This window comes from Geminisphaera colitermitum TAV2, from assembly GCF_000171235.2.
GTDB classification, from domain to species: domain Bacteria; phylum Verrucomicrobiota; class Verrucomicrobiia; order Opitutales; family Opitutaceae; genus Geminisphaera; species Geminisphaera colitermitum.
Genome location: NZ_ABEA03000084.1, coordinates 16,587 through 36,453, shown reverse-complemented (window position 1 = coordinate 36,453; position 19,867 = coordinate 16,587). Strand labels below are relative to the sequence as shown.

The 19,867-nt window shown below is 63.3% G+C and carries 15 protein-coding genes; 6 read left to right on the top strand and 9 right to left on the bottom strand.

The features are described from left to right. Positions 1 to 51: 51 nt before the first annotated feature. From OBACDRAFT_RS08555 to OBACDRAFT_RS08545, 3 genes are all read right to left on the bottom strand, one after another. Positions 52 to 1,563 carry an enolase-like domain-containing protein gene (locus OBACDRAFT_RS08555; RefSeq protein WP_052361529.1) on the bottom strand — a complete coding sequence of 504 codons (1,512 nt, stop codon included), beginning with the start codon at positions 1,561 to 1,563 and terminating at the stop codon, positions 52 to 54. Continuing rightward, positions 1,560 to 2,552, bottom strand: coding sequence for a Gfo/Idh/MocA family protein (locus OBACDRAFT_RS08550; RefSeq protein WP_043584706.1), 993 nt, complete (start codon positions 2,550 to 2,552; stop codon positions 1,560 to 1,562). Before OBACDRAFT_RS08550 ends, OBACDRAFT_RS08555 begins: the two co-directional genes overlap by 4 nt. 120 nt (positions 2,553 to 2,672) lie before the next feature. Next, positions 2,673 to 3,455, bottom strand: coding sequence for a sugar phosphate isomerase/epimerase family protein (locus OBACDRAFT_RS08545; protein ID WP_232766889.1), 783 nt, complete (start codon positions 3,453 to 3,455; stop codon positions 2,673 to 2,675). A gap of 537 nt (positions 3,456 to 3,992) precedes the next feature. On the opposite strand from OBACDRAFT_RS08545, the gene OBACDRAFT_RS08540 reads away from it, so the two are divergent. Beyond that, the gene (locus tag OBACDRAFT_RS08540) at positions 3,993 to 4,943 is read left to right on the top strand and encodes an IS110 family RNA-guided transposase (RefSeq protein WP_157836900.1); all 951 of its coding nucleotides are present in this window, start codon (positions 3,993 to 3,995) and stop codon (positions 4,941 to 4,943) included. A 271-nt stretch (positions 4,944 to 5,214) separates the two neighbouring features. On the opposite strand, the gene recQ is transcribed toward OBACDRAFT_RS08540, so the two are convergent. Next, positions 5,215 to 7,050, bottom strand: coding sequence for a DNA helicase RecQ (gene recQ / locus OBACDRAFT_RS08535; RefSeq protein ID WP_043584704.1), 1,836 nt, complete (start codon positions 7,048 to 7,050; stop codon positions 5,215 to 5,217). Between the two features lie 158 nt (positions 7,051 to 7,208). Further along, entirely contained in the window at positions 7,209 to 8,285 is a 1,077-nt protein-coding gene (locus OBACDRAFT_RS08530) for a M42 family metallopeptidase (RefSeq protein WP_043584702.1), read from the bottom strand. Positions 8,286 to 8,438: 153 nt separating this feature from the next. On the opposite strand from OBACDRAFT_RS08530, the gene OBACDRAFT_RS25155 reads away from it, so the two are divergent. The 3 genes from OBACDRAFT_RS25155 to OBACDRAFT_RS08515 are packed head-to-tail and all read left to right on the top strand — an operon-like array spanning position 8,439 to position 11,483. Next, on the top strand, positions 8,439 to 9,299 hold the full coding sequence (locus OBACDRAFT_RS25155; protein ID WP_052361526.1) for a DUF350 domain-containing protein: 861 nt from the start codon (positions 8,439 to 8,441) through the stop codon (positions 9,297 to 9,299). Continuing rightward, positions 9,299 to 10,642, top strand: a complete 1,344-nt coding sequence (locus tag OBACDRAFT_RS08520; RefSeq protein WP_043584700.1) for a glutathionylspermidine synthase family protein — start codon at positions 9,299 to 9,301, stop codon at positions 10,640 to 10,642. Before OBACDRAFT_RS25155 ends, OBACDRAFT_RS08520 begins: the two co-directional genes overlap by 1 nt. Before the next feature lie 13 nt (positions 10,643 to 10,655). Continuing rightward, positions 10,656 to 11,483 (top strand): hypothetical protein, encoded by an 828-nt coding sequence (locus OBACDRAFT_RS08515; protein ID WP_043584698.1) that lies wholly within the window; start codon positions 10,656 to 10,658, stop codon positions 11,481 to 11,483. Positions 11,484 to 11,600: 117 nt separating this feature from the next. Here OBACDRAFT_RS08515 and OBACDRAFT_RS08510 read toward each other — a convergent pair whose 3' ends face one another. Further along, positions 11,601 to 12,680, bottom strand: coding sequence for a LacI family DNA-binding transcriptional regulator (locus OBACDRAFT_RS08510; RefSeq protein ID WP_043584696.1), 1,080 nt, complete (start codon positions 12,678 to 12,680; stop codon positions 11,601 to 11,603). Between the two features lie 105 nt (positions 12,681 to 12,785). Here OBACDRAFT_RS08510 and OBACDRAFT_RS08505 point away from each other — a divergent pair, with 105 nt between their 5' ends. Then, entirely contained in the window at positions 12,786 to 14,120 is a 1,335-nt protein-coding gene (locus tag OBACDRAFT_RS08505) for an endo-1,4-beta-xylanase (RefSeq protein ID WP_157836964.1), read from the top strand. A 150-nt stretch (positions 14,121 to 14,270) separates the two neighbouring features. On the opposite strand, the gene OBACDRAFT_RS08500 is transcribed toward OBACDRAFT_RS08505, so the two are convergent. Next, complete coding sequence (locus tag OBACDRAFT_RS08500; protein ID WP_043584695.1) at positions 14,271 to 17,126, bottom strand: site-2 protease family protein; 2,856 nt, start codon at positions 17,124 to 17,126, stop codon at positions 14,271 to 14,273. A 164-nt stretch (positions 17,127 to 17,290) separates the two neighbouring features. Between OBACDRAFT_RS08500 and OBACDRAFT_RS08495 the strand changes: the two genes are divergently transcribed. Then, complete coding sequence (locus OBACDRAFT_RS08495; RefSeq protein WP_043584693.1) at positions 17,291 to 17,518, top strand: DUF3185 family protein; 228 nt, start codon at positions 17,291 to 17,293, stop codon at positions 17,516 to 17,518. 144 nt (positions 17,519 to 17,662) lie between these two features. Here OBACDRAFT_RS08495 and OBACDRAFT_RS08490 read toward each other — a convergent pair whose 3' ends face one another. Next, a complete protein-coding gene (locus OBACDRAFT_RS08490) occupies positions 17,663 to 18,667 on the bottom strand; it encodes a class II fructose-bisphosphate aldolase (protein ID WP_043584691.1) in 1,005 nt (334 codons plus the stop codon). Between the two features lie 127 nt (positions 18,668 to 18,794). Continuing rightward, complete coding sequence (locus tag OBACDRAFT_RS08485) at positions 18,795 to 19,796, bottom strand: carbohydrate kinase family protein (protein ID WP_043584689.1); 1,002 nt, start codon at positions 19,794 to 19,796, stop codon at positions 18,795 to 18,797. Between the last annotated feature and the right edge of the window lie 71 nt (positions 19,797 to 19,867).

Genomic DNA, 19,867 nt, shown 5'->3' with positions numbered 1-19,867 from the left:
GGGTATGTGTGTGTGTGGAGGGGGGGGGGGGGGGGGAGAGGGGATGATCCGTTACGCTTGCAATTTGCCGCTCCACGCTTCCAGCGGCGTGAACAGTGCGGTGTCCAAATCGAACGAGGTTCCGAGTCCGTGCCGATGCACCGAGGCGCAGGAAATTTCACCGTTCACGATACGCACGGCAGGACATCCGTCATGGAGTTCCTGATACAAATCGGAATGCTCTTTCAACAACGACGTCCATATCTCTCGTGGGAAATTCGACAGGCCACGGAAGTAATGGTGTCCGTTGCGCTCCAGATCGGTGAGCCCCAGGTTTTGCGCGACACACAAATCCTGCAACAAGGCCACGGGGCCAATGTTGGACAGATCCTCGCCGCTAAATAGAAACGCGGCTCCGCCCGCCCCTCCCGCCTTGGCGCGATGTTTCAGCAGACCGAGATTGGCCACGCTTTTGAAAACACCTTTGCAGTTCTTGTGCGTTGTCCCCTCATAACCGCAGGCGAGCGCCTGGGGAAGCGTGTCGATGGTGGCGTCGGACTCGTCGATAAGCATCCGGGGAACGCGCGGACAATCGGCAAACACCTTTCGCATGTCCGTGCCAAGCGCGACGTCGCGGTGCAACGGTTGTTCCACGAACAAGAGATGGTCGAGCCACGGCTCAAGCGCCTTTGTCCGAATCAGGCGATTCCAGAAATCCAGGAAGTATTCAATACTCCGATACGATTCGTTTCCGTCGAGCGTGCATTGGTAGTCGGGTGGCGCGTCGCGTTCCAGCAGCGAGGCGATGACCGTGAGGCGGTCGATGTTTTTTTCGGTGTCGTCGGAAATTTTGATTTTGAACCGGACGAGACCGTAGTGGCGGATGCAGGCACGCAGGGAAACCGGCAGGCCGTCCACGGGCCATTCTCCATTGCGCAGGTCGTCGTCGGTCAGCGGATCGCTCAGCCCAATCGTGTGACGCGCGAACACGCGCTCGGATGGCCGGGATGGAAGAATGTCGGCAGGAGCAATGCCCGACAGTTCCGGGTAAATCCGTCCCAGGTCGATGCCCGCGCTGTTCTCGCGCAGCACGGCGGAAAACGGTTTTGGTGCCGATCCCGCTCCCGATCCCGATCCTCCCCCCCCCCCCCCCCCTGCTCCCAGTCGGCAGAAGGCGTCGAGCAGGGCGCGTTCGATGAGAGATGCGCCAAACGAGGCCAGCAAGGGAGGCCATCCGCGCACTTTTGCGCGTCGTTGCTGTTCGTGATAAATCTCCCACCACAAGGCGAACGGTGTGGATTCGCCCGCGGCGTCTTCCGCGACCCGGCACGCTTCGAGCACCACTTCGCGCATTTCGCGGATGTCCTCGTCGCAGGTGGTGCGGGGGTTTTTGGTGAACCACTTGGGCACGAGATGATCGGCGGCCAGACCGGTGGCCCGCGCGCCGCCTTGTTCCAGCGTGACGCGGAGAAAGAGGTGCGGCATCCGGCGCATCTCGGCGATGCCGAAACGGAACGGCATTCGCGTCTCCACGGGTTGGATACAGGCGCGGGCTTCGCGGATTTTTATTTTTGGAAGGTTCATGGTCGTTTCTCGGAGCGGGTTTGCGAAAGGATTTCGACTGCGGCGGCCATTGTTTTTACGGCATCGCCGAAATGGGACGAGGGGCGCGTTCCGTTGCGCATGGCGTCGAGGAATTCCCGGCTCTTGGCATGGAAACCGCCATAGACATGGATTTGGTCCGAGCCGCTGACTTCGCGCGTGTCGAACTCGGTGCCGGTCGTGTCGCCATCGGCGTGGAGGTATCCTTTGCCCTCGTGCTCCAGTTCGGCGCAGATGCCGGGGGCGTGGATTTCGATGTCAAAGATGCGCCGTCCGCTGCTCCAACTGTTGATGAGCAGGCCGGTGGCGCCGGTGTCGAATTCGATCAGGGCGCTGATGAAATTGATGTCGGGCGTGCCGACCCGCCGGGTGACGCTTTGGATGCGGACGATTTCGCCGCCGCAGAGCCAGCGCAGTGTGTCGATCGAATGAACGCCGTCTTCCATCATGTGATCGGCGGCGCCGTGCAGCGGGCTGGGGGCACATTTGTAGAAGCGGCAGAGGGCGTGGGTAATGGGACCGCGTTTGCGGCATTCGTTGTAAAGTTTCACCGCAAGCGGGGCGCTCCGTCGTTGGAAGCCGACTTGCGTGATGCAGTCGTGTTTGTCCGCCAGCCATGCCAGGGTTTCGGCTTGATGAAGCGTCAGGCCCATCGGTTTTTCGATGAAGAGATTCAGTCCGCGTTTGAGGCAGTCGATCCAGATGTCATACATGTGGTGGGATGGACCGATTGCGTAAACGGCGTCGGGCGCGGTCTCCTCCAGCATGGTGCGGTAGTTGGTGTAGCGTTTGATTACGCCGAATTTGTCACCGATGAGGTTGAGGCGTTCGGGGTTCATGTCGCACATCGCAGCGATTTCGACGTCGGGCATCGAGGTAAGCGAGGGATAGTGCATGGCCGTCGCCAGTTGCCCGGCACCGATCATGGCGATGCGAAGTGGTTTTTCGGATACGGAAGATTGCGATTTCATGATGACTGTTTCGGCAGGGGGGGGGGGGACGGAAAATTAGGAAGTAGAAATTAGGAATTAGGAAAACGGACTGCGGTTGCGGTGCGGTTTGGGTGGCTTGGACGTCTTAATTTCTAAATTCTAATTCTTAATTTCCGCTGCGAAGCGGGCGGCGTATTCCTTGGAAAAAATTTCTTTTGCGAAACGGATGTCCTCGGCGATGAGTCGGTCCACCGAGCTTTGGTCGCTGTATTCGGCAGTCAGGCACACGGGGCCTTGGTATCCGCGTTGAGCCAGTTCGCGGGCGACTTGCGGCCAGGAGACCTGCCCTTGCCGGCCGGAGGTCCAGTAAATTTTCCATGTCGCCACTTCGGCTTCGGGGGGCGTGGTGCGTTTCCGGAAGGCGTTTTTCAGGTTCACCATCCGCAGGCGTGACCAGACGATGTCCAGGCCGAGGTCCGGGTCTTCGCCATTGAGGGCATTGTGCGCGGCATCCCATACCGCCGCGAAGTGTTTCGGGGAAAAATCTTCGATCAGGCGCAGGAGTCCCATCGAATGGGAGACCCAGCGGTCACAGTGATTTTGCACGCCGATCGTCACGCCATATTTTGTGAGCAGGGGGACGAGTGCGGCGAAGTTCCGTTTCACGTCCGCTTCCGCCTCCAGATAGGTTTTCCCTGAGGGGATGGGAACGCAGATGCGAACGAGGGGAACGCCCGCAGCGGCGGCGGCTTGGAAAATCGGTTCTGTCAGGTCGGAGGCGATGCTGTGGATTTTGAGTCCTTGGCTGGCGAAAATGCGGACGGCTTCCGGCAGGGCGGTTTGCACGTTGTCGGGGGTCACAGGGAAACCGGGGCGGACCGGGAGTTCGATGCCGTCAAAGCCGAGTCCTTTGATTTTTTCGGCAAGCTGGGGCAAGGGCATTGCGCCCCAGGATCTTACGAAGACGGAAAATTCGGGAGGATTCACGGCGTTCCAAGCTTATCCGGTCGTCCGGGGTAATGTCTTTGGCATTACGCGCCAAAAATTCTCCAAACCGGGACAGCCTGCCCTGATTCTGCGAATCACGGGAGGCAGCCCGTGCTACATTGCGGGCGGGACGCCCGCGTCACGCGTAGGGGCTTCGCTTGCGAAGCCCGCGTATGCAGGACGTGGCCTCGAATGGCGTGCGCGGGCGTCGCAAGCGACGCCCCTTGTTGTTTGGAGATGTGGTAAGATGAGGGAGTTCAGTCGAGGACTGCCCCCGCAAGTTGGTTCGACGGGGGGAGGCCTCGGGCGGATGAGCCGTGAGGGCCTGCAGGCCCTCACGGCTCGGCCGCCTGCGAGTTCGTCGACGCCCCTGCTTGATCCGTTCGGATCAGAGCGCTGGTAGCATGAACCGCAGGCGACCTTTTGGTTAATCGCTCGAACCGTTGAATGGACCACCGAAGCAATTGCTCCGGCGAGTCCGACAAAACAAGGATGAGCATGTATCCTCTGCCCGCAACTGATTACGTCGGTGTCGATGTCGCCAAAGACTCGCTCGCGGTCTGCAGCACTCTTGCTGCCAAAGTCGTCAACGTCCCCAATTGCCCGCAAGCGATGGACTCCTGGCTGGCCGGCCTGCCAGCCGGCGTCCATTTGCTCTGCGAGGCCACCGGACGTCATCACCGTTTGTTGCAACAACGCTGCGCCCTCAACGCCATTGCCCTGACCTGCCTGAACCCGGCACAAGTCCGCGCCTTCGCCAAGTCGCTCGGCACACTCGAAAAAACCGATCCGATCGATGCTCGTGTTCTCTTGCGTTTGGGCATCGAAGGTCACCCCGCGCCCTCGCCCGTGCCCTCGGACGCCCTGCGGCGTCTGGGCGACCTGCTCATGGCTCGCCATGCCATCGTCGAACAGATCAGCGCCTTCGACATGCGCAACAACCTGCTCAGTGCTCGGAGCGCTCTTCAACTCAAGCGCGTTGTGCGCGCCCTGCGCTCCCACCGCCTCGCTCTCGAACTTGATCTGCAGGCTTGGCTCTACAGCGAACAGGCGGCGCCTTGGCTCGAGCGTATCCACACCCTGTGCTTCGCTCCGGGTGTGGGCATCCTCAGCGCCCTTTCCCTTATCGCCTACCTGCCCGAACTCGGCTCCCTGAACCGCAGACAGATCGCCAAGCTCGCCGACCTTGCCCCCCTTCCCTGGGACTCCGGCAAACTCAAGGGTCTTCGCATCATCCAAGGTGGCCGCGCTCCCGCTCGCCGCGTCCTCTACCAGTGCGCCATGGTCGCCGCTCGCTGGCATGAGCCTTCCCGTCTCCACTACCAACAACTGCGCGCTCGCGGCAAACCTCCCACCGTAGCCTATGTCGCCATCGCCAGAAAACTCCTCATCTTCCTTAACTCTCTGCTGCGTCCGGCCTACGCCGCTGCCCTCCCGTCCTGATTGACGGTTCAAGGCTCTTCTCTCTCGGTGGACTCCCCTTCCTCCGATGCCACTGCTTTGCCTCTCCCTCATACTTCTCAAGCTCATAAAAAATCACTCTCCAAGATAGTTGCTACAACGGGCGGGACGCCCGCGCCACATGTAGGGGCTTCGCTTGCGAAGCCCGCGTATGCAGGACGTGGCCTCAAATGGCGTGCGCGGGCGTCGCAAGCGACGCCCCTACTGCGGGCGAGACGCCCGCACCACTGCTCTCTACGTAACATCAGTTGCGTTACTTGTCGTCGAACTTCATGCGGGGGTTGGTCTTGAGGAACTCGGCAATGGCGGCGGCGAAGGTTTCGCCAAATTCGGCACGCTTCTTCTCTCCCATGCCGAAGATGTTTTCCATGGAGGTGAGGGCGGTCGGATACTCGCGCGCCATCTGGCGAAGGGTGGCGTCGCCAAAAATGATGTAGGCGGGCACCTTGCGCTCGTCGGCGAGTTTCTTGCGCAGGTCGCGCAGGCGGGCGAAGAGGATTTCATCACACGCAATGTCGCCCTGGCGGCGGACGACTTTCTTGGCGCGGCGGGTGATGTCAGGCTGGCGGGTGAGTGTAATAGGCTGGCGACTACGCAGCACGTCCGCCCCGGCGGGGCTGAGTTCGAGCGTGGGGTACTCGCCGCCGCCGGCAACAATGTAGCCGAGGCGCATGAGTTCACGCCCGACGCCCATCCATTGCGGGCGTGTAAGCTCTTTTCCGATACCGTAGGTGGAAAGGCGGTCGTGACCCCAGCGTTCGATTTTTTCGGTGGCGGCGCCGGTGAGGACTTCGGCGATGTGGTTCATGCCGACACCGAAACGGCTGGCCAGGCGGCAACGATAGACGCACGAGAGGAATTTTTGCGCGTGCACGGTGCCGTCGTAGGTCTCGCGGGGTTCGAGGCAGTTGTCGCAGGCGCCGCAGTTGTCGAGGGGGAATTGTTCGCCGAAGTAGTCGAGGAGTTCGCGGCGGCGGCAGCCGGGGCTCTCGGCGTAGTGGGCCATGAGGCGGAGTTGGTGGCGGGCAACCTGTTGCTCGTGCGGGTCGGTGATTTCATCGAGAAAGTGCGTCTGTTTGGCGATGTCGCCGCCGCTGAAGAGGAGCAAACAATCGCCGGGGAGTCCGTCGCGTCCGGCACGTCCGGTTTCCTGGTAGTAGCCTTCGATGTTTTTGGGCAGGTCGTAGTGGATGATCCAGCGGACGTTGGGCTTGTTGATGCCCATGCCAAAGGCGATGGTGGCGCAGATGATTTTAACGTCGTCGCGCAGGAACATTTCCTGGTTGGTGGAGCGTTCGTCGGCGGTGAGGCCGGCGTGGTAGGGGCGGGCGGAGTAGCCGCGCGAGGCAAGGGATTCGGCGGTGCGTTGGGCAGTGGCGCGCGAGGCGCAGTAAACGATGCCGCTTTCGTCTTCGCGCTTTTTGACGAAGTCGATGATTTGCTTGAGCGGTTCGTCCTTGGGGAGGACGCGGTAGGAGAGGTTGGCGCGGTTGAAGGAAGCGACGAATACGGCGGGGTCGCGGAGGTTGAGGTGTTTGATGATGTCGGCGCGCACGCGTTCGGTGGCGGTGGCGGTGAGCGCCATCATGGGAGCTTCGGGCAAGAGTTCGCGCATGCGGGCGAGCTGGCGGTACTCGGGGCGGAAATCGTGTCCCCATTCGGAGATGCAGTGGGCTTCGTCGATGGCAAAGGCGGCGACGTTCCAGGCGCGGAGGTTTTCGGCCCAGTTGTCGAGCATGAGGCGCTCGGGCGCGACGTAGAGGAGTTTCCATTCGCCGCGGTGGAGGCCGGCGAGGCGGGAGCGGGATTCGGTGGAGGTGAGCGAGGAGTTGAGGTAGGTGGCGGCTACGCCGGCGGCCTGGAGTTGGTCAACTTGGTCCTTCATCAGCGCGATGAGCGGCGACACAACTATAGTGAGGCCGACGCGGTGCATGGCGGGGAGTTGGAAGCACATGGATTTGCCGCCGCCGGTGGGGAGCAGGGCAAAGACGTCGCGGCCGTCGAGCGAGGTTTCGATGATCTCGCGCTGGAGGGGGCGGAAGCTGTCGTAACCGAAGGTGGTGTGGAGGGTCTGAAGGAGTTCGGGCACGGCGGTGGATTGCGATGGTCGGGTGTTAAATGTGAAATGTGGTTTTGAACGTTGGTGTTTTCACGCGGAGGCGCGGAGACGCGGGGGGGGGGGGGGGAGGAGTGGCAGAGAAAAAAAATCTCCGTCTTTGCGCCTCTGCGTGAGTTCGTGCTGTTCGTTTACCAGTGGAGGTGGTCGTTCTTTTTTAGTTCGAGGGAGAATTGGACGAGGAGTTGCACGCAGCGTTCCACGTCCATGAGGTCAACGACTTCGCTGGGGGTGTGCATGTAGCGGAGGGGGACGCTGATGAGGCCGGTGGCAACGCCGCCGCGTCCCATCTGGATGGCGCGGGCGTCGGTGCCGGTGGGGCGTGGGTCGGCTTCGAATTGGTGCGGGATGTCGAGTTTCTTCGCGGCTTTGACGAGGCGCTGGTAAATGAGGGGATTGATGTTGGGGCCGCGGCAGATGATGGGGCCGCCGCCAAGCTTGGTTTCGCCGTATTTGCGGTTGTCGCAATCGGGGTGGTCGGTGGCGTGGCCGACATCGACGGCGACGGCGAGGTGCGGGTTGACGGCGTAGGCGGCGGTAGTGGCTCCGCGGGTACCGATCTCCTCCTGCGCGGTGGCGACAGAGACGATGCGGGCGGCGAGTTTTTTGCGGTGTTTATTTTCGGCAAGGCGGCGGAGGGTTTCGCCGACGATGTAGGCGCCGACTTTGTTGTCGAAGGCGCGGGCCGTGCCGACGCTGCCGTGGATGAGTTCGAAGCCTTGCGCGTAGGTGGCGGTATCGCCGATGGCGATACGTTCGAGGGCTTCCTTTTTGGAGCGGGCGCCGATGTCGATCCACATTTCATGGATTTCCGGGACTTTTTTGCGGTCGTCGGGGCTCATGAGGTGGATGGCGCGTTTGCCGGTGACGCCGAAAACGGGGCCGTTGGCGGATCGGATAACAACGCGGCGACCGGGGATCATGATGCGGTCGTGGCCGCCGATGGTGTCGAAGTAAACAAAGCCCTCTTTGTTGACGTAGGTGATGATGAGGCCGAGTTCGTCCATGTGACCGGCGAACATGACAATGGGATCACCGGTTGGGTTGAGGGTGGCGATGCGGTTGCCGAGGGCGTCCTTGGCGTAGGAGTCGGCGGCGGTTTTGACGTGGCGGTCAAAGACGGCTTGGGCCGGGCCTTCGTCGCCGGAGGGCGAGCGGGCGGCGAGCAGTTCGGAGAGAAACGCGGGAACCTCGTAGTTTTTCGACATGTTTTCCAGTGTCAGAGACGCAGGGGCTTGGGGGCAAAGCGGAAAAATGAATGAGGCAAAATGGAGGGGCGGGGGGGGGGGGGGGAGAGGGATTGATGTGAAGAGTTTTGCATTTGCGGACGGAGGGGGGGGGAGGGTTCACTCCGGGGCATCATGTCCCCCGACGAAGCGTTTCCCTTCATTTTTTCGATTATCTTCTCGCTGGTGGCGTGGGGCAGGTGGATTTACACGGCAAGGGCGCTGGCGGGGGTTGATCTGGCTCCGGGGGCGCGGACTCGCTGGCGCGGAGTGGTGCCGGCGGCATGCACGTTGAGTCTGGCGGGGTTGTTTTGCGTGCTGGCGTTTTGGGCGAGTTACGATGTGCGCGATAGTTTGGTTTACATGATTTTTTATCTGCTGATCGGTGCGGCGGTGGTGCCGATGGGGATCGGATTACTGGGGTGGCTGGGCCTGAGTTTGCGAGACGATGTGATCGAGCGGCGCAATCCCGCCGCGCGCCTCGCGCTGGCCGGAGCGGTTGTGGGGTTTTCGGCGGCTTACGCGGGGTCCAATATCGGCGACGGGCCGGGGTGGTGGGTGGTGCTCGTGTGCTCGGGTCTGGCGTTTGGGTCGTTGCTGGCTGCGTGGTGCGTGCTGGCGAAAATCTGTCGCGTGGCGGAGCGGATCACGGTGGAGCGCGATGAGGCGGCGGGGTTGCGAACGGGGGCGTGGTTCGTGGCGTCGGGCGTGATTCTGGGGCGTGCGGCGGCGGGCAACTGGCTGGGCATGGCGGGGGCATGGAATGATTTCTGGCACATCGCGTGGGGCGCGTGGTCGCTGCTGGTGGTGGCGTTGTTGTTTGAGGCGGTGCTGGGCGGGAGCGGCGGCGCGGCGACCGGAGGGGGGCGGCTTCGCATGGCTTCGGTGGAAGCGGCGCGGATGGCGAGGCCGTCGTTGTTCGCGCGAGGCGTAGTGCCGGCGTTGATACAGTTTGGACTGGCGTGGTTGTTCCTGGCTTTTTTCGGACGCTGGTGATGAGTGCGCCCGGTCAATGTTGTCCGTCGCCGTGGCTGGAGTCGCAACCTCTCCCGCAGGAGGTGTGGGCTCAGGTGCGCGAGGAGGCGGTGTTCGGGTGTCACAAGTGGGACCCGCGCGTGGGCGACACGGACGTGATTTTGATGCAACCGCTGGTGCTGCCACGTGACGAGTGGGGGTTTCTGGCGGAGGCCGCCGAGGGGCTGGCGACAGAATTGCTGGCGGCGGAGGAGGCGTTGTGGCGTGCGCCGGTGCGCGTGCGCGATCGGGCGTTGGGTGAATTGGGGCTGCCGGGGCGCGTCGTGCGCGTGCTGCGGCGGGCGTGTGCGGATGGGGCGGGACCGGGGGCGGCGACGGCGTTTCGGGTGATGCGGTTTGATTTTCACCACACACGCGAGGGCTGGCGGATTTCCGAGGTGAACAGCGATGTGCCGGGAGGTTTTGTCGAGGCGTCGGGCGTGGCGGCGCTCATTGCGACACATGCGGGCGCGCGTGCTGGCGTGCCTGCGGGTGATCCGGCAAAGGCGATTGCGGAGGCGTTTGCATGCAGGCTGGCACCGGGGGCGTGCGTGGGACTCGTGCATGCCACGGCCTACACCGACGACCGGCAGGTGATGCGCTGCCTGGCGGGACGGCTGTCGGAGGCGGGGCTGGCGTCGTTGCTGGTCAGCCCGGCGGATGTGCGTTTTGGAGGTAGTGGAAAATTGGATGCATTCGGAGGCGGCGAATGCGAGGCATACGACGGGCGTGGCTGGCGGCGGCTGGATGCGATGTTTCGGTTTTTTCCCGGCGAGTGGCTGCCCAACCTGGGCTGGCGGAGTGCGTGGCGGCGGTTTTTCACGGACGCTTGTCCGTCGGTCAATCCGGCGTGGGCGTTGGTTTCGCAATCGAAACGATTTCCGCTTCTGTGGCCGAGGCTCGGTGTGGAGGCGCCGTTGTGGGCGCGGTTTTTGCCGGAGACGTTTGATCCGCGCGACGGCGTCACCGCCGCCGGGAGTGCGCTCGATGCGCCGCAATGGGTCGTGAAGCCCGCGCTGGGCCGCGTGGGCGACGCGGTGCTGCTGGCCGGAGTGACGCCCGAGGCCGAGCGTCGCAAGCATCTGCGCGACGCACGGCGGCATCCGCGGCATTGGGTGGCGCAGCGGCGTTTTGAACCGACGCCGTGGGAGACTGGAACAGCGGTCGGTGTGTTGTATCCATGCGTGGGCGTTTATGTGATCGATGGTCGGGTGGCTGGCGCCTACGGTCGCGCCTCGTCACGTCCGCTCATTGAGGCGCACGCGCACGATGTCGCCGTGTTGGTCGCGCCAGGGTTTCAATCTAAAAATGTATCCGAAATTTAACTAATCAACCATCATGACCAATCGTGAACTCTTTCGAATCTGGGCGCCCGCCGACTCGGTGTGGAGTCCGTGGGCCAAGCCCGTTCTTTTTGCCGACATGAGTGCGAATCCTCCCTCGAGCGGGCAGCCGTTTGCGGTCGCGCTGCCGCCGCCCGATCCGGGCGTGCTGGCGTGGCTGGCGGCGGCGCGGAGCGGTCGAACGGCGGTGGTGCTCGACCTGCCCGGCGTGCAGACGGTGGAGCGGGCGTTGCAGTTTGCCGCGCGCGGGTTTCGTCCCGTGCCGCTGTTCAACACGACCAATGGTGTCAACGCCTGCGTGCCCGTGGCCGATCTCGTGCGCCGGCTGGTGGACGCGGGACCGGTGCTCACATCGCTTCCGCAGCCGTTCCCGCCTGATGCGCCGCCAGTCTTCATGCTCGACGCCAACCGCAACCCGTCGCGCGCGCCATCGCCCGGCGACTACGACAATCGCTGGGTGGTGTTTCCGCAGGATTTCCCGTCGGCGGATTTTCTGAAACGCAACGGCATCACCGCCGTGCTTCTCTGGAGCGACAAACCGGGTGCTCCGCGCAGCGGGCTCGACCATGTGCTCGTGCGCTGGCAGGACGCGGGCCTCGCGCTCTACGAACACATCGACGACATGTTGTCTGTGCAGACATTTGCCTCCCCTCCTCCGGCTCCGGATATCGCGTCCCCGCGTCTGCCGGCGATATTGCGCGTGGCGCGTCCCCGCGCCTACCGCAGTTTGTGGCAACGCTGGCTGGTGGCCCTTGGACTGCGCCGCAGCAGCGCGGGGGGCTTTGGCGGGGTGGTGCCGCAACCTTCGAGCGGGCATGGGTGAACATGGGTGGATCAGATTTGCTCCAAAAGGATGGCGGTGTCGCTCCTCCCATTTCGTACCAGTAAACTCGAGGTGAAGCGAAACCGGAATGCAGAATGAATTCGGTGTTTGTCTCCACTACGGGCGGCGCAGTGTGGCGCCCTCCGTCCAGTGCGGATGCACCAGCATTTCGCGGCGCACGGCGGGGGTGCCGCGTTCCCCGCGGAGAATGAGGCCGTGCATCAGTTCGATGGCGGCGTGACCGACTTCGTCGAGGTGTTGGGAGATGCCGGCGGCGTTGGTTTGCGGGGAAAAATCGCGACTTAACAATACCACGCCGGCGTCTTCCGGCACGCGCACCCCGGCTTTGCGCAGCCAGGTGATGACGCATGAGTCGTTGGTCACGACGACCTCGGGGCGCTCGCGGCGGAACCATGCGAGGAAACGGCGTTCGTCCAGCGTTGCCGGCAAGTGCGGCGGGATGATTTGCAGGCGGGGGACACGGGCACGGTTGCCGGGGAGGGGGGGGGAGGGGGGCAGGTGCCACTCCTTGGCCAGCGCGCCGAGCCATTCGTAACGCAGGCGGCGTTCCGTGCCGATATTCTGCACAAGGCCAATACGCCGGATGCCGCGCTCGCGGAGGCGGTCGCACACGAGGCCCATGGCGGCAAAGGCGTCGGTGCCCACGCGATGCCAGCCTTGGCCGGGGAGGGGATTGCCCACGGCCACCACCGAGTAACGCGACCAGTCGAGATCGGGCATGCCGGGCGGGGCTTCGTCGTGGAACGGCAGCACGATCAGGCCGCGCATGCCGCGTCCGGCGAGCACGCGGTCGGGGTGTCGCCACGCGGCAAGGTCTCGGATGAGGCGGAGTTCGCTCAAAACGTATCCGAATCGTAATGACGCAGTTCGCATTCCGTCGAGGCACGCGGTCAGCCAGGAGGAGGCGGGGGGGGAGGTGCTGGCGGCGGGCTCCCAGCGTTCGTCGATCAGCACGGCGAGATTGGCGGAGGCGCGCCGGTGCCAGCGGCGCGAACTGAGGGCGGCAAGGACGGGGTCGGGCTGGTAGTGGAGGGCGGCGGCGGCCTGGCGCACACGCTCGCGGGTGGCGGGCGCGATGCGGGCGTCGTCACGCAAGGCCATGCTCGCGGTGGCGCGGCTTAATCCGGCGCGGGCGGCGACGTCGGTCAGGGTGACGGCGTGTTGGGTTTGGGCCATGTTTCGGGCATGAAATTGAACAGGTTCAATCGCAACGCTGTTTCCTTCGCAAGCGCACGGTTCCATGACATCGCTCTGCAATCGCACACTGAACCCATTGCCATCATGCCCACTCAAATCTCCGACGCCTATCGCGCTCTCTGGACCGATCCCGAACTCAACGCCCGCATCGATTCCGACATTGAGCGGAATCGAAAAACCAACGTCACGTTGCGCGTGACCGACGCCTCTGGAAAGCCTGTGCCGGGGGCGCGCGTGGAGTGCGTGCAGACGGCGTCGGCGCTTCATTTCGGAGCCAACATTTTTATGTTGGACGGCTACCCGACACCGGAGCTTAACGCGCGCTATGAGGAGGCGTTTCTTGGGTTGTTCAACGCGGCGACGGTGCCGTTTTACTGGCGCGGGTTGGAGGTCGAGCGCGGGCATCCGCGTTACGCGGCGGACAGTGTGCCGGTGTCGCGTCGTCCGCCGCCGGATCGTGTGGTGGCGTTTTGCGAACAGCATGGTTTGCGGATGCACGGGCATCCGTTGGTATGGGACTTTTTCAAGTGGTCCGCACCCGACTGGTTGTCGCGTGATCCGGCGCGGGCCGGCGACAATGCGCGGCTCTGGCGGGAGCGCGTGCGGGAGATCGGGGCGCGTTACAATGGACGCATCAAACGCTGGGACGGTCTGAACGAATCGCTCTGCTCAATGGGGCCAACGGGACGCGTCGCCACGGGCGGGAGTTGCGTAATGCCGGTCAACTACGAGCGCATGGCGTTCGAGTGGGCGGCGGATGTGTTTTCACCGGGGACGCGGCTGGACATCAATGAGGTCACCGGCGTGTGGATGCCGGAGGGCAATGTCGGGTTGAACAAATATCAGGCGCAGATCCGCCAGCTTCTCAACGAGGGGACACCGATCGGGGGCATCGGGCTGCAGTTTCACCATTTCAACGACGAGGATTTTTATGAGATCGTCGCCGGCGGGCGTTTCACTCCGCGGCAACTCCTGCACGCGCTCGACACGCTGGCTCCGTTTGGCCTGCCGTTGCATGTGAGCGAGATCACGTTGACCGCGCCCGGCAATGACGCTTCGGGACAGGCGGCGCAGGCGGAGGTGGCGCGCAATTTTTACCGACTTTGGTTCAGTCATCCTTCGGTGGACAGCATCACGTGGTGGAATGTCCCGGACGGTGGCGCCGCGCCGGGCGAGGATCGTGTGTTCTCCGGCTTGCTCAACCGCGATCTGACACCGAAGCCCGCCTATGATGTATTGAAAAATCTGTTACACAATGAATGGCGAACAGAATCGGGCGGGGCAACGGATGCGGACGGGCGGCATGGCTTCCGGGGTTTCGCGGGCACGTATCGCGTGACGGTGTCGCACGGCGGAGAGATGAGCACGCATGAGGTCAGGACATCAAACGACGCGGGCGTGCATGTGTTGCAGGTTTGAAGTGGCTCGCGGGGGGGGGGGGGGAGGGGCTCCGCATCACTCCAATGCCACGTCCACGTCAAACTGGCGACGCTCCGCGTCGTCCGGCGGCAGGATGCCGCCGCTCCTTGGTGTCGGCTTCGGAATCCCCAACGGTTCCCGCTGCATTCGTCAGCGGGCGGGGGGCAGGCGCCAGACGAGTTCGGGTTTTGCGTCGGAGTTGTGGAGCGTGTAGTCGAGATGGAGTGACGCGAGCACGAGCACGGGGGACTTGCCGCGTTGCTCCAGGCGCAGCGGGGCGCCCGTGACCGGATGCGTGATCGCCGTCGCTGTCGTGCCGGATGGCAGCCACGGTGCGCGGATGTCGTCCAGTGTCGCGGGGGGATTGGGCGTGGCCTTGGTTTTCATCGTCCAGTGGGCGGCGAGGGCGGCGCGATAAAGGCGTTGCCGGGCAACGGTGTCAGCGAGGTTGTCGAGCGTCCAGGTGTGAGAGTCCCATTCTTCAGTGTCGTTGGTGTCACCGGTGGTTTGGGGCGGTTTTGGCGTCCATCGTCCGGCGGAGATTTCGGCGAGCGTGCCACGCAGTCGGATGGCGTCGTCGAGGGAACGGGCTCGTTCGCGTTTGTTGGTGGGACTGAACTCGTACATCCACGCGAATACTCGCCAGATGCCGCCCCCGGAAAGAGTCGGGGTGGTGTCGTCCGCGTCGTTTGTGCTTTTATCGCGCCAGAGGGCAATGTGGGCGATTTTTTCCGCGAAGATCGCCTGCGCGGCGAAGTCGATCAGCGCCTGCTCGTTGGCGCAGGTGGCAAGTTGTTGTAGTTGATCTTTTGATACTGAGGCGCCTTGCGCAAGCAGGTCCTCGACTTGCCGCCAGAGCCGGGAGGACGCGCCGGTGTGCTGCGACCAACTCCACCAGCCAGGGGCGGTTTGCAGGTGGCGGAGCACGCGGAGTCCGTCAATGGCGAGTGCGAGCGCGTCGTCGGGCTGGTTGTAGCGTTGCAGGTCGGCGACTTTCGTCTGGAGCAACTGGAGCGTGACGGTGATTGGATAAGAGGAGTGGTCGAGTTCGGCGGGGGGGAGGGCAAAGCGGGGAAGGCGCGCGGCTTCACGCAGGAGGTCGATCGTGTTTTTGTTGTCGGCTTGCTGTTTGGCCTCGGTCTCGGCTTCGGGCGTGCCGGTTTCATCGGCCCAGAGGCGGGGGGCGAGGTTGCGGGTGCGCAGGAGTGGGAGCGCGGCGTTGTCGGCATCGGCAACGAGGGCAAAGGTGGGGCGCGGCTTGGTGACAGGGAGTCCGGCGGCGTCGGCACGGGACTCGGCGGCGCGAATCTCGGTGTTGCCGCGGAGATTGCCGATAACGACCATCATGGGCAGGCCGAGCCAGAAGAGGCTGGTGTAGCCGAGCAGGGCGAGCACGACCGCGCCCCAGCCGGATTTGGGTCGGCGCACGCGTTCTTGGAGGGCACGAGCGTGTTGGAGGCGTTGAATGGGGGCGTTGGGGGCGCTGTTGAGGAGTTTCCAGTTGGGGCCGCGCAGGTCGGCAAGGAGGCGGCGCACGGCGGTTTCTTCGTCGGTGCCGGGGGGGAGTTCGGCGCGGAGGCGTTTGACGAGTCCGGCGAGTTTCCATTCGACGGGTGTGCGGATGAGCATGAAGAGGCCGAGCAGGGTGAGAATGATGGCGGCGCCGCCACTTAGCGCGCCGAGTGCAATGAGGCCAAGCGCGCTGAGGATCATGAAGAGGGCGCGGAAGTGGGGGACGCGCGAGAGGAGGGCAACGTCAGCAATTTGGCCGCCGTCGAGGGGCAGGATCGGGAGGAGGTTGAAGGCGTTGAAGATGAGGGTGAGGAGGCCGGCGTCCCATATCCAGGAGAGGGTTGGGTCGCCGGTGCTCCAGAGCATCATGCCGATGCCAATGAAGATGCCGGGCAGGGGTCCGAGAAAGAGGATGACGAGGTGTTTCCAGGGGGCGAGGACGAGGGGGTCGTGCGCGACGGCGGCGCCGCCAAAGAAGGGGAGGAAGAGGAGTTGTGTGTCTCGGTGTCCGAAGAGGCGCATGCCGAGGAGGTGTCCGCATTCGTGAACGGTGAGCGCGATGACGAGGGTGATCGCGAGCGTTGGCGACATGATCCAGTGGAGCGCGAGCATGAAGAGGGCAAGCGACACGAGCATGAGGAGGAGTTTGGGCAACCAGGTGAGGCGTTGGCGTTGGAGGGTGTCTAATTGGCGGTAGTGGCGCCATTCGATGGCGGACCAGGTTTCGGGTGTAAGGAGGGGGGGGGGGGAGGGGTTTTGGAGGCGGAGTTTTTCGCGTTTTTTGATGTAGGCGGCAGTGGAGATTGCGAGATTGGCAAAGCGGAGGAGGCCGCGGGGTCGTAGGCGGAGGGTGCCGTCGTTGCCTGTGCGCACGAGGCCGGAGGCGCGGAGGGCGGTGTCTTGTTCGTCGAGCAGGGCTTGGTCTTGCGCGAGGTCGTCGTCGGCGGATGTGTGTGTAATGGCGTTGGCACTACGTTCCGTGGCGGCGGCGGTGATGCGGGCGCGGTGGTATTGAAGCAGGGTCGCGGTGTCGGCTTCGGGGTGGCGTTCGGTGCGGAGGCGGGGTGAGTCGGGTGCGATACGGGCTTCTTGATAGTCGAGTGTGGTGGTGGCGAGCACTGTGCCGTCGGCGAGTGTGCTGCGGAGCGTGGCGTGGCATTCGCCGGGTCGCACGCCGGCTTCATAGGGTTGGACGAGGGCGCGGATGCCTTCGCCGGGCAGCGTGTATTCAGAATATATTACATCGAAGTCGGGCCCGTTGGGGCTGGTGAGGCGCAGGGAGCGGCGGTAGGTGAATCCGTGGGCGGCAAGGGCGTCGGTTTGAGCGCGAGTGATGTCAGTGAGCCAGACAGGAATGGCGTTTTCCGGGATCGGTTCGATGCGCTGGTTTCCGTGTTTGAGTCCGCTGAGGGCGCGCATGACAAGAATGCGGCGGATGATGTAGAGGGCGGGGACAATAACCAGCAGGGGAACTAACCAGTTGAGGGAGTCCATGATGTGTTTTATTGCAAAGTTCGTTTATCTGGCAAGCCAGCGAGAAGTAGGGCGGAGGGTTGCGCGTGGAGGAGGGCAGGGGGGGGGAGGGGATGTTGGCGGAAGCGTTGGAGTAAATGCAATAAACTTGAAATTGTAGCGGTCTAAAAAATGATTCATGGTCTATGAAATTCATTATCGCAGTCGTTCTTATCGCGGCGGGTGGTTGGTTGATTTATTCGGGTTACCAGAGGCAGGAGTCCATGAGTGGTTCGATGGAATCTCTTGGTAACAAGATGGCAGGCAGCGTTGATGGTAAGGCACGCGTGGCCCAACACACATGGTATTATGTTGGTGGCGGCGGGTTGGCCGTTCTCGGTTTGGGCGCGCTCGCAATGCCCGCAAAAAAATAAGCGAAATCAGTGCAAACTCGGAGCGCGTTCTGAGTGAGCATTGTGCGAATGGGCGCGATGCGTTTTTTGGGCATCGCGCTTTTTTTGTGACTGGCAGTGGTGTTGGCGAGGACTGGCGTCGCGATGAATCGCCGCACTCCATGTTTAGAAGAGCGCGGCGAGGGTGGAGGCGATGTTTTGCGCGATGGCTTCGCGGCGAATGCGATGGTTGTGACTGCCGCAGGCTTGGACAATGGGGAGCGGTTGCGTGGGGGGAGAGGGAAAGTGTGTGGCTTGCAAGGCGTTGGTGGCGGCGCGGGCCATGGCGGTGTAGTAATTGATTTTTACGATGCCGTCGGCGCCAACTGAGCCAAGCCTGCCGCCGAGGCTGCTGGTGCCGTGCAATGCTTGGATCGGGCCAAGGCGTCGGGTGATGTCGCAGGCGAGGTCACGGCGGTATTCGAGCGGGACGGCACTGGTGCTGCGGTGCTCGGTGCCGAGGTTGGGAACGATGAGATCAATGCCGGTCTGCCGGACGTAGTTTTCAACAAGGGTAGGATCGGAAAGCAGGTCGGCTTCGTTGAGGTTTTTGCGCAGAAGCTCGGCGTGTTCATAGACTTTGTCGGGGCAGGCTTCGATGACGACACGTTCACGGGCGCGAGCGGCAAAGGCAGCGGTGAGCCGGATGTTTTCCTCGGGATCGAACGCGCTGGCGTCGAACATCAGGATGCCGAGCGCGTCTTGAAACCATGTTGCGTGCATGAGCGCGAGGTCGGCGCCATGGGGTGCCCAGCCGTGATCGAGGAAGGGGATCACGTTGATGTCGTCAAAGAGGCCGGGGCGGTTGGCGTAAGTGGAGAGCCAAGTCAGCCAGATGTGAGCGGTGTCGGCAAGGGATTGTCCGGGAAGTGCAAGGCGTCCGAGTTGCGGGTGATCGGGGTAACTGGCGGTAAAACCTATGCCAATGGTGATGCGCGTCGGTGCAGGCGAGGTGGTGGCGGGGGGGGGATGGGGGGGGGAAGACTGACGGTGCAGGTAGCGTTGCGCGCCAAGGAGGATGCCTTCGATTTCGTCGGGCGTCTCGGCATTGGGGCAAAGGATGGGTGAATGGTGTTCGCCCGCGTGGCGGAAGCGGTCAAGAACGTCGGAGCGGTTGGTGAGGAGGCGCATGGATGGAAAGGGCTGAATGGCAAGACTAAGGTAGGGAGGTCTCTCCGAGACCTCCGCCGGGCGTGGTGAGATGGAGCGAATGTCGTTGGCGTGCGGAACGTAGTGCGGAGGCCTCGGAGATGCCTCCCTACCGGGTCGGCGTTATCTTCAGAAAACTAGCAAGGCATTCGCGCAGCGCGGGCGAGAGCATCGACTGGTCGCGGGCACGGAGAGCGGCGCGTGTGGGCAGGTGCGTGCGACCGCCGAGGGCTTCGGCCACGTAGCCTGCCACCCAACTCGCAAACTCCATGCGCAGCGGCAGCGACCAGCCGGAGAGGAGCGCGGAGAGATAGGCGGCGTGGTAACAGTCGCCACATCCCGTGGTGTCGATGACGTTGACCGGAAAGGCGGGTTGGTGGTGGATCGCTCCATCTGGATTTTTACCCGTATCCAATGCCCAGCTACCATTGGCCCCGTCGGTGACGAGGAGTTGCGCGGCGGTGTGGCGCGCGAGAGCGCGAAGGGAGTCGGCGGGCGTGGCAGCACCGGTGAGTTTGCGGGCTGCGACGAGGGGAAGAATGGCATGGGTGCCGAGCGAGAGGAGTTCGCGAAGCGTGTCGGGAGAACCGGCTTCGATGTCGAGAATGGAAGGGATGCCGGTAGCGTGGGCGGCAAAAAGCGCGGCGCGGGAAGCGACTGTTTCGTAACCGTCAACGAGGATGGCCCGGGCGCGGCGGATGGCTTCGACAGGAACCTCGGCGGCGGTGAGTTTGGGACAGCCGGTGGTGGAAAAGAAGACGGTGCGCTGTTGTTTCGCGCGATCTACCTCGACGATGGCGACGGCAGGCTGGGCGTCGGGATCGTCGCGGAGAAAGAGGTCGGGGAGCACGCCGCAGCGGGCGAACTCGGCTTCGGAAATGGCACTGATGGTGTTGCGTCCGTGGCGTCCGACGAAGGCGGTGCGCCAGCCGAGTGAGGCGATCTGGCAGGAGGCGGTCGAGGCGGGGCCGCCTCCTTGCACGAGGATTTTTTCGACCTCGTGCTTGGCGTCGGGCGTGATGGTGGCGGGGACTTCGGTGAGGATGTCCACGACGTTCATGCCGAGGACAACAACGTCGTAGGCGGAGGTCAGCGGGGGGATTGATGACATGTGGTGGTTTTGAGGTTTTGTAGTGGAAAATTAAGCACAGCGGTACGGGGTGGGCAGCGTGCGTTGTTCCG

Bases quoted from the DNA above. Each gene is read 5' to 3' on its own strand.
- OBACDRAFT_RS08555 (WP_052361529.1), bottom strand. From the start codon at position 1,563: ATGAACCTTCCAAAAATAAAAATCCGCGAAGCCCGCGCCTGTATCCAA.
- OBACDRAFT_RS08550 (WP_043584706.1), bottom strand. From the start codon at position 2,552: ATGAAATCGCAATCTTCCGTATCCGAAAAACCACTTCGCATCGCCATG.
- OBACDRAFT_RS08545 (WP_232766889.1), bottom strand. From the start codon at position 3,455: ATGCCCTTGCCCCAGCTTGCCGAAAAAATCAAAGGACTCGGCTTTGAC.
- OBACDRAFT_RS08540 (WP_157836900.1), top strand. From the start codon at position 3,993: ATGAGCATGTATCCTCTGCCCGCAACTGATTACGTCGGTGTCGATGTC.
- OBACDRAFT_RS08530 (WP_043584702.1), bottom strand. From the start codon at position 8,285: ATGTCGAAAAACTACGAGGTTCCCGCGTTTCTCTCCGAACTGCTCGCC.
- OBACDRAFT_RS25155 (WP_052361526.1), top strand. From the start codon at position 8,439: ATGTCCCCCGACGAAGCGTTTCCCTTCATTTTTTCGATTATCTTCTCG.
- OBACDRAFT_RS08520 (WP_043584700.1), top strand. From the start codon at position 9,299: ATGAGTGCGCCCGGTCAATGTTGTCCGTCGCCGTGGCTGGAGTCGCAA.
- OBACDRAFT_RS08515 (WP_043584698.1), top strand. From the start codon at position 10,656: ATGACCAATCGTGAACTCTTTCGAATCTGGGCGCCCGCCGACTCGGTG.
- OBACDRAFT_RS08510 (WP_043584696.1), bottom strand. From the start codon at position 12,680: ATGGCCCAAACCCAACACGCCGTCACCCTGACCGACGTCGCCGCCCGC.
- OBACDRAFT_RS08505 (WP_157836964.1), top strand. From the start codon at position 12,786: ATGCCCACTCAAATCTCCGACGCCTATCGCGCTCTCTGGACCGATCCC.
- OBACDRAFT_RS08500 (WP_043584695.1), bottom strand. From the start codon at position 17,126: ATGGACTCCCTCAACTGGTTAGTTCCCCTGCTGGTTATTGTCCCCGCC.
- OBACDRAFT_RS08495 (WP_043584693.1), top strand. From the start codon at position 17,291: ATGAAATTCATTATCGCAGTCGTTCTTATCGCGGCGGGTGGTTGGTTG.
- OBACDRAFT_RS08490 (WP_043584691.1), bottom strand. From the start codon at position 18,667: ATGCGCCTCCTCACCAACCGCTCCGACGTTCTTGACCGCTTCCGCCAC.
- OBACDRAFT_RS08485 (WP_043584689.1), bottom strand. From the start codon at position 19,796: ATGTCATCAATCCCCCCGCTGACCTCCGCCTACGACGTTGTTGTCCTC.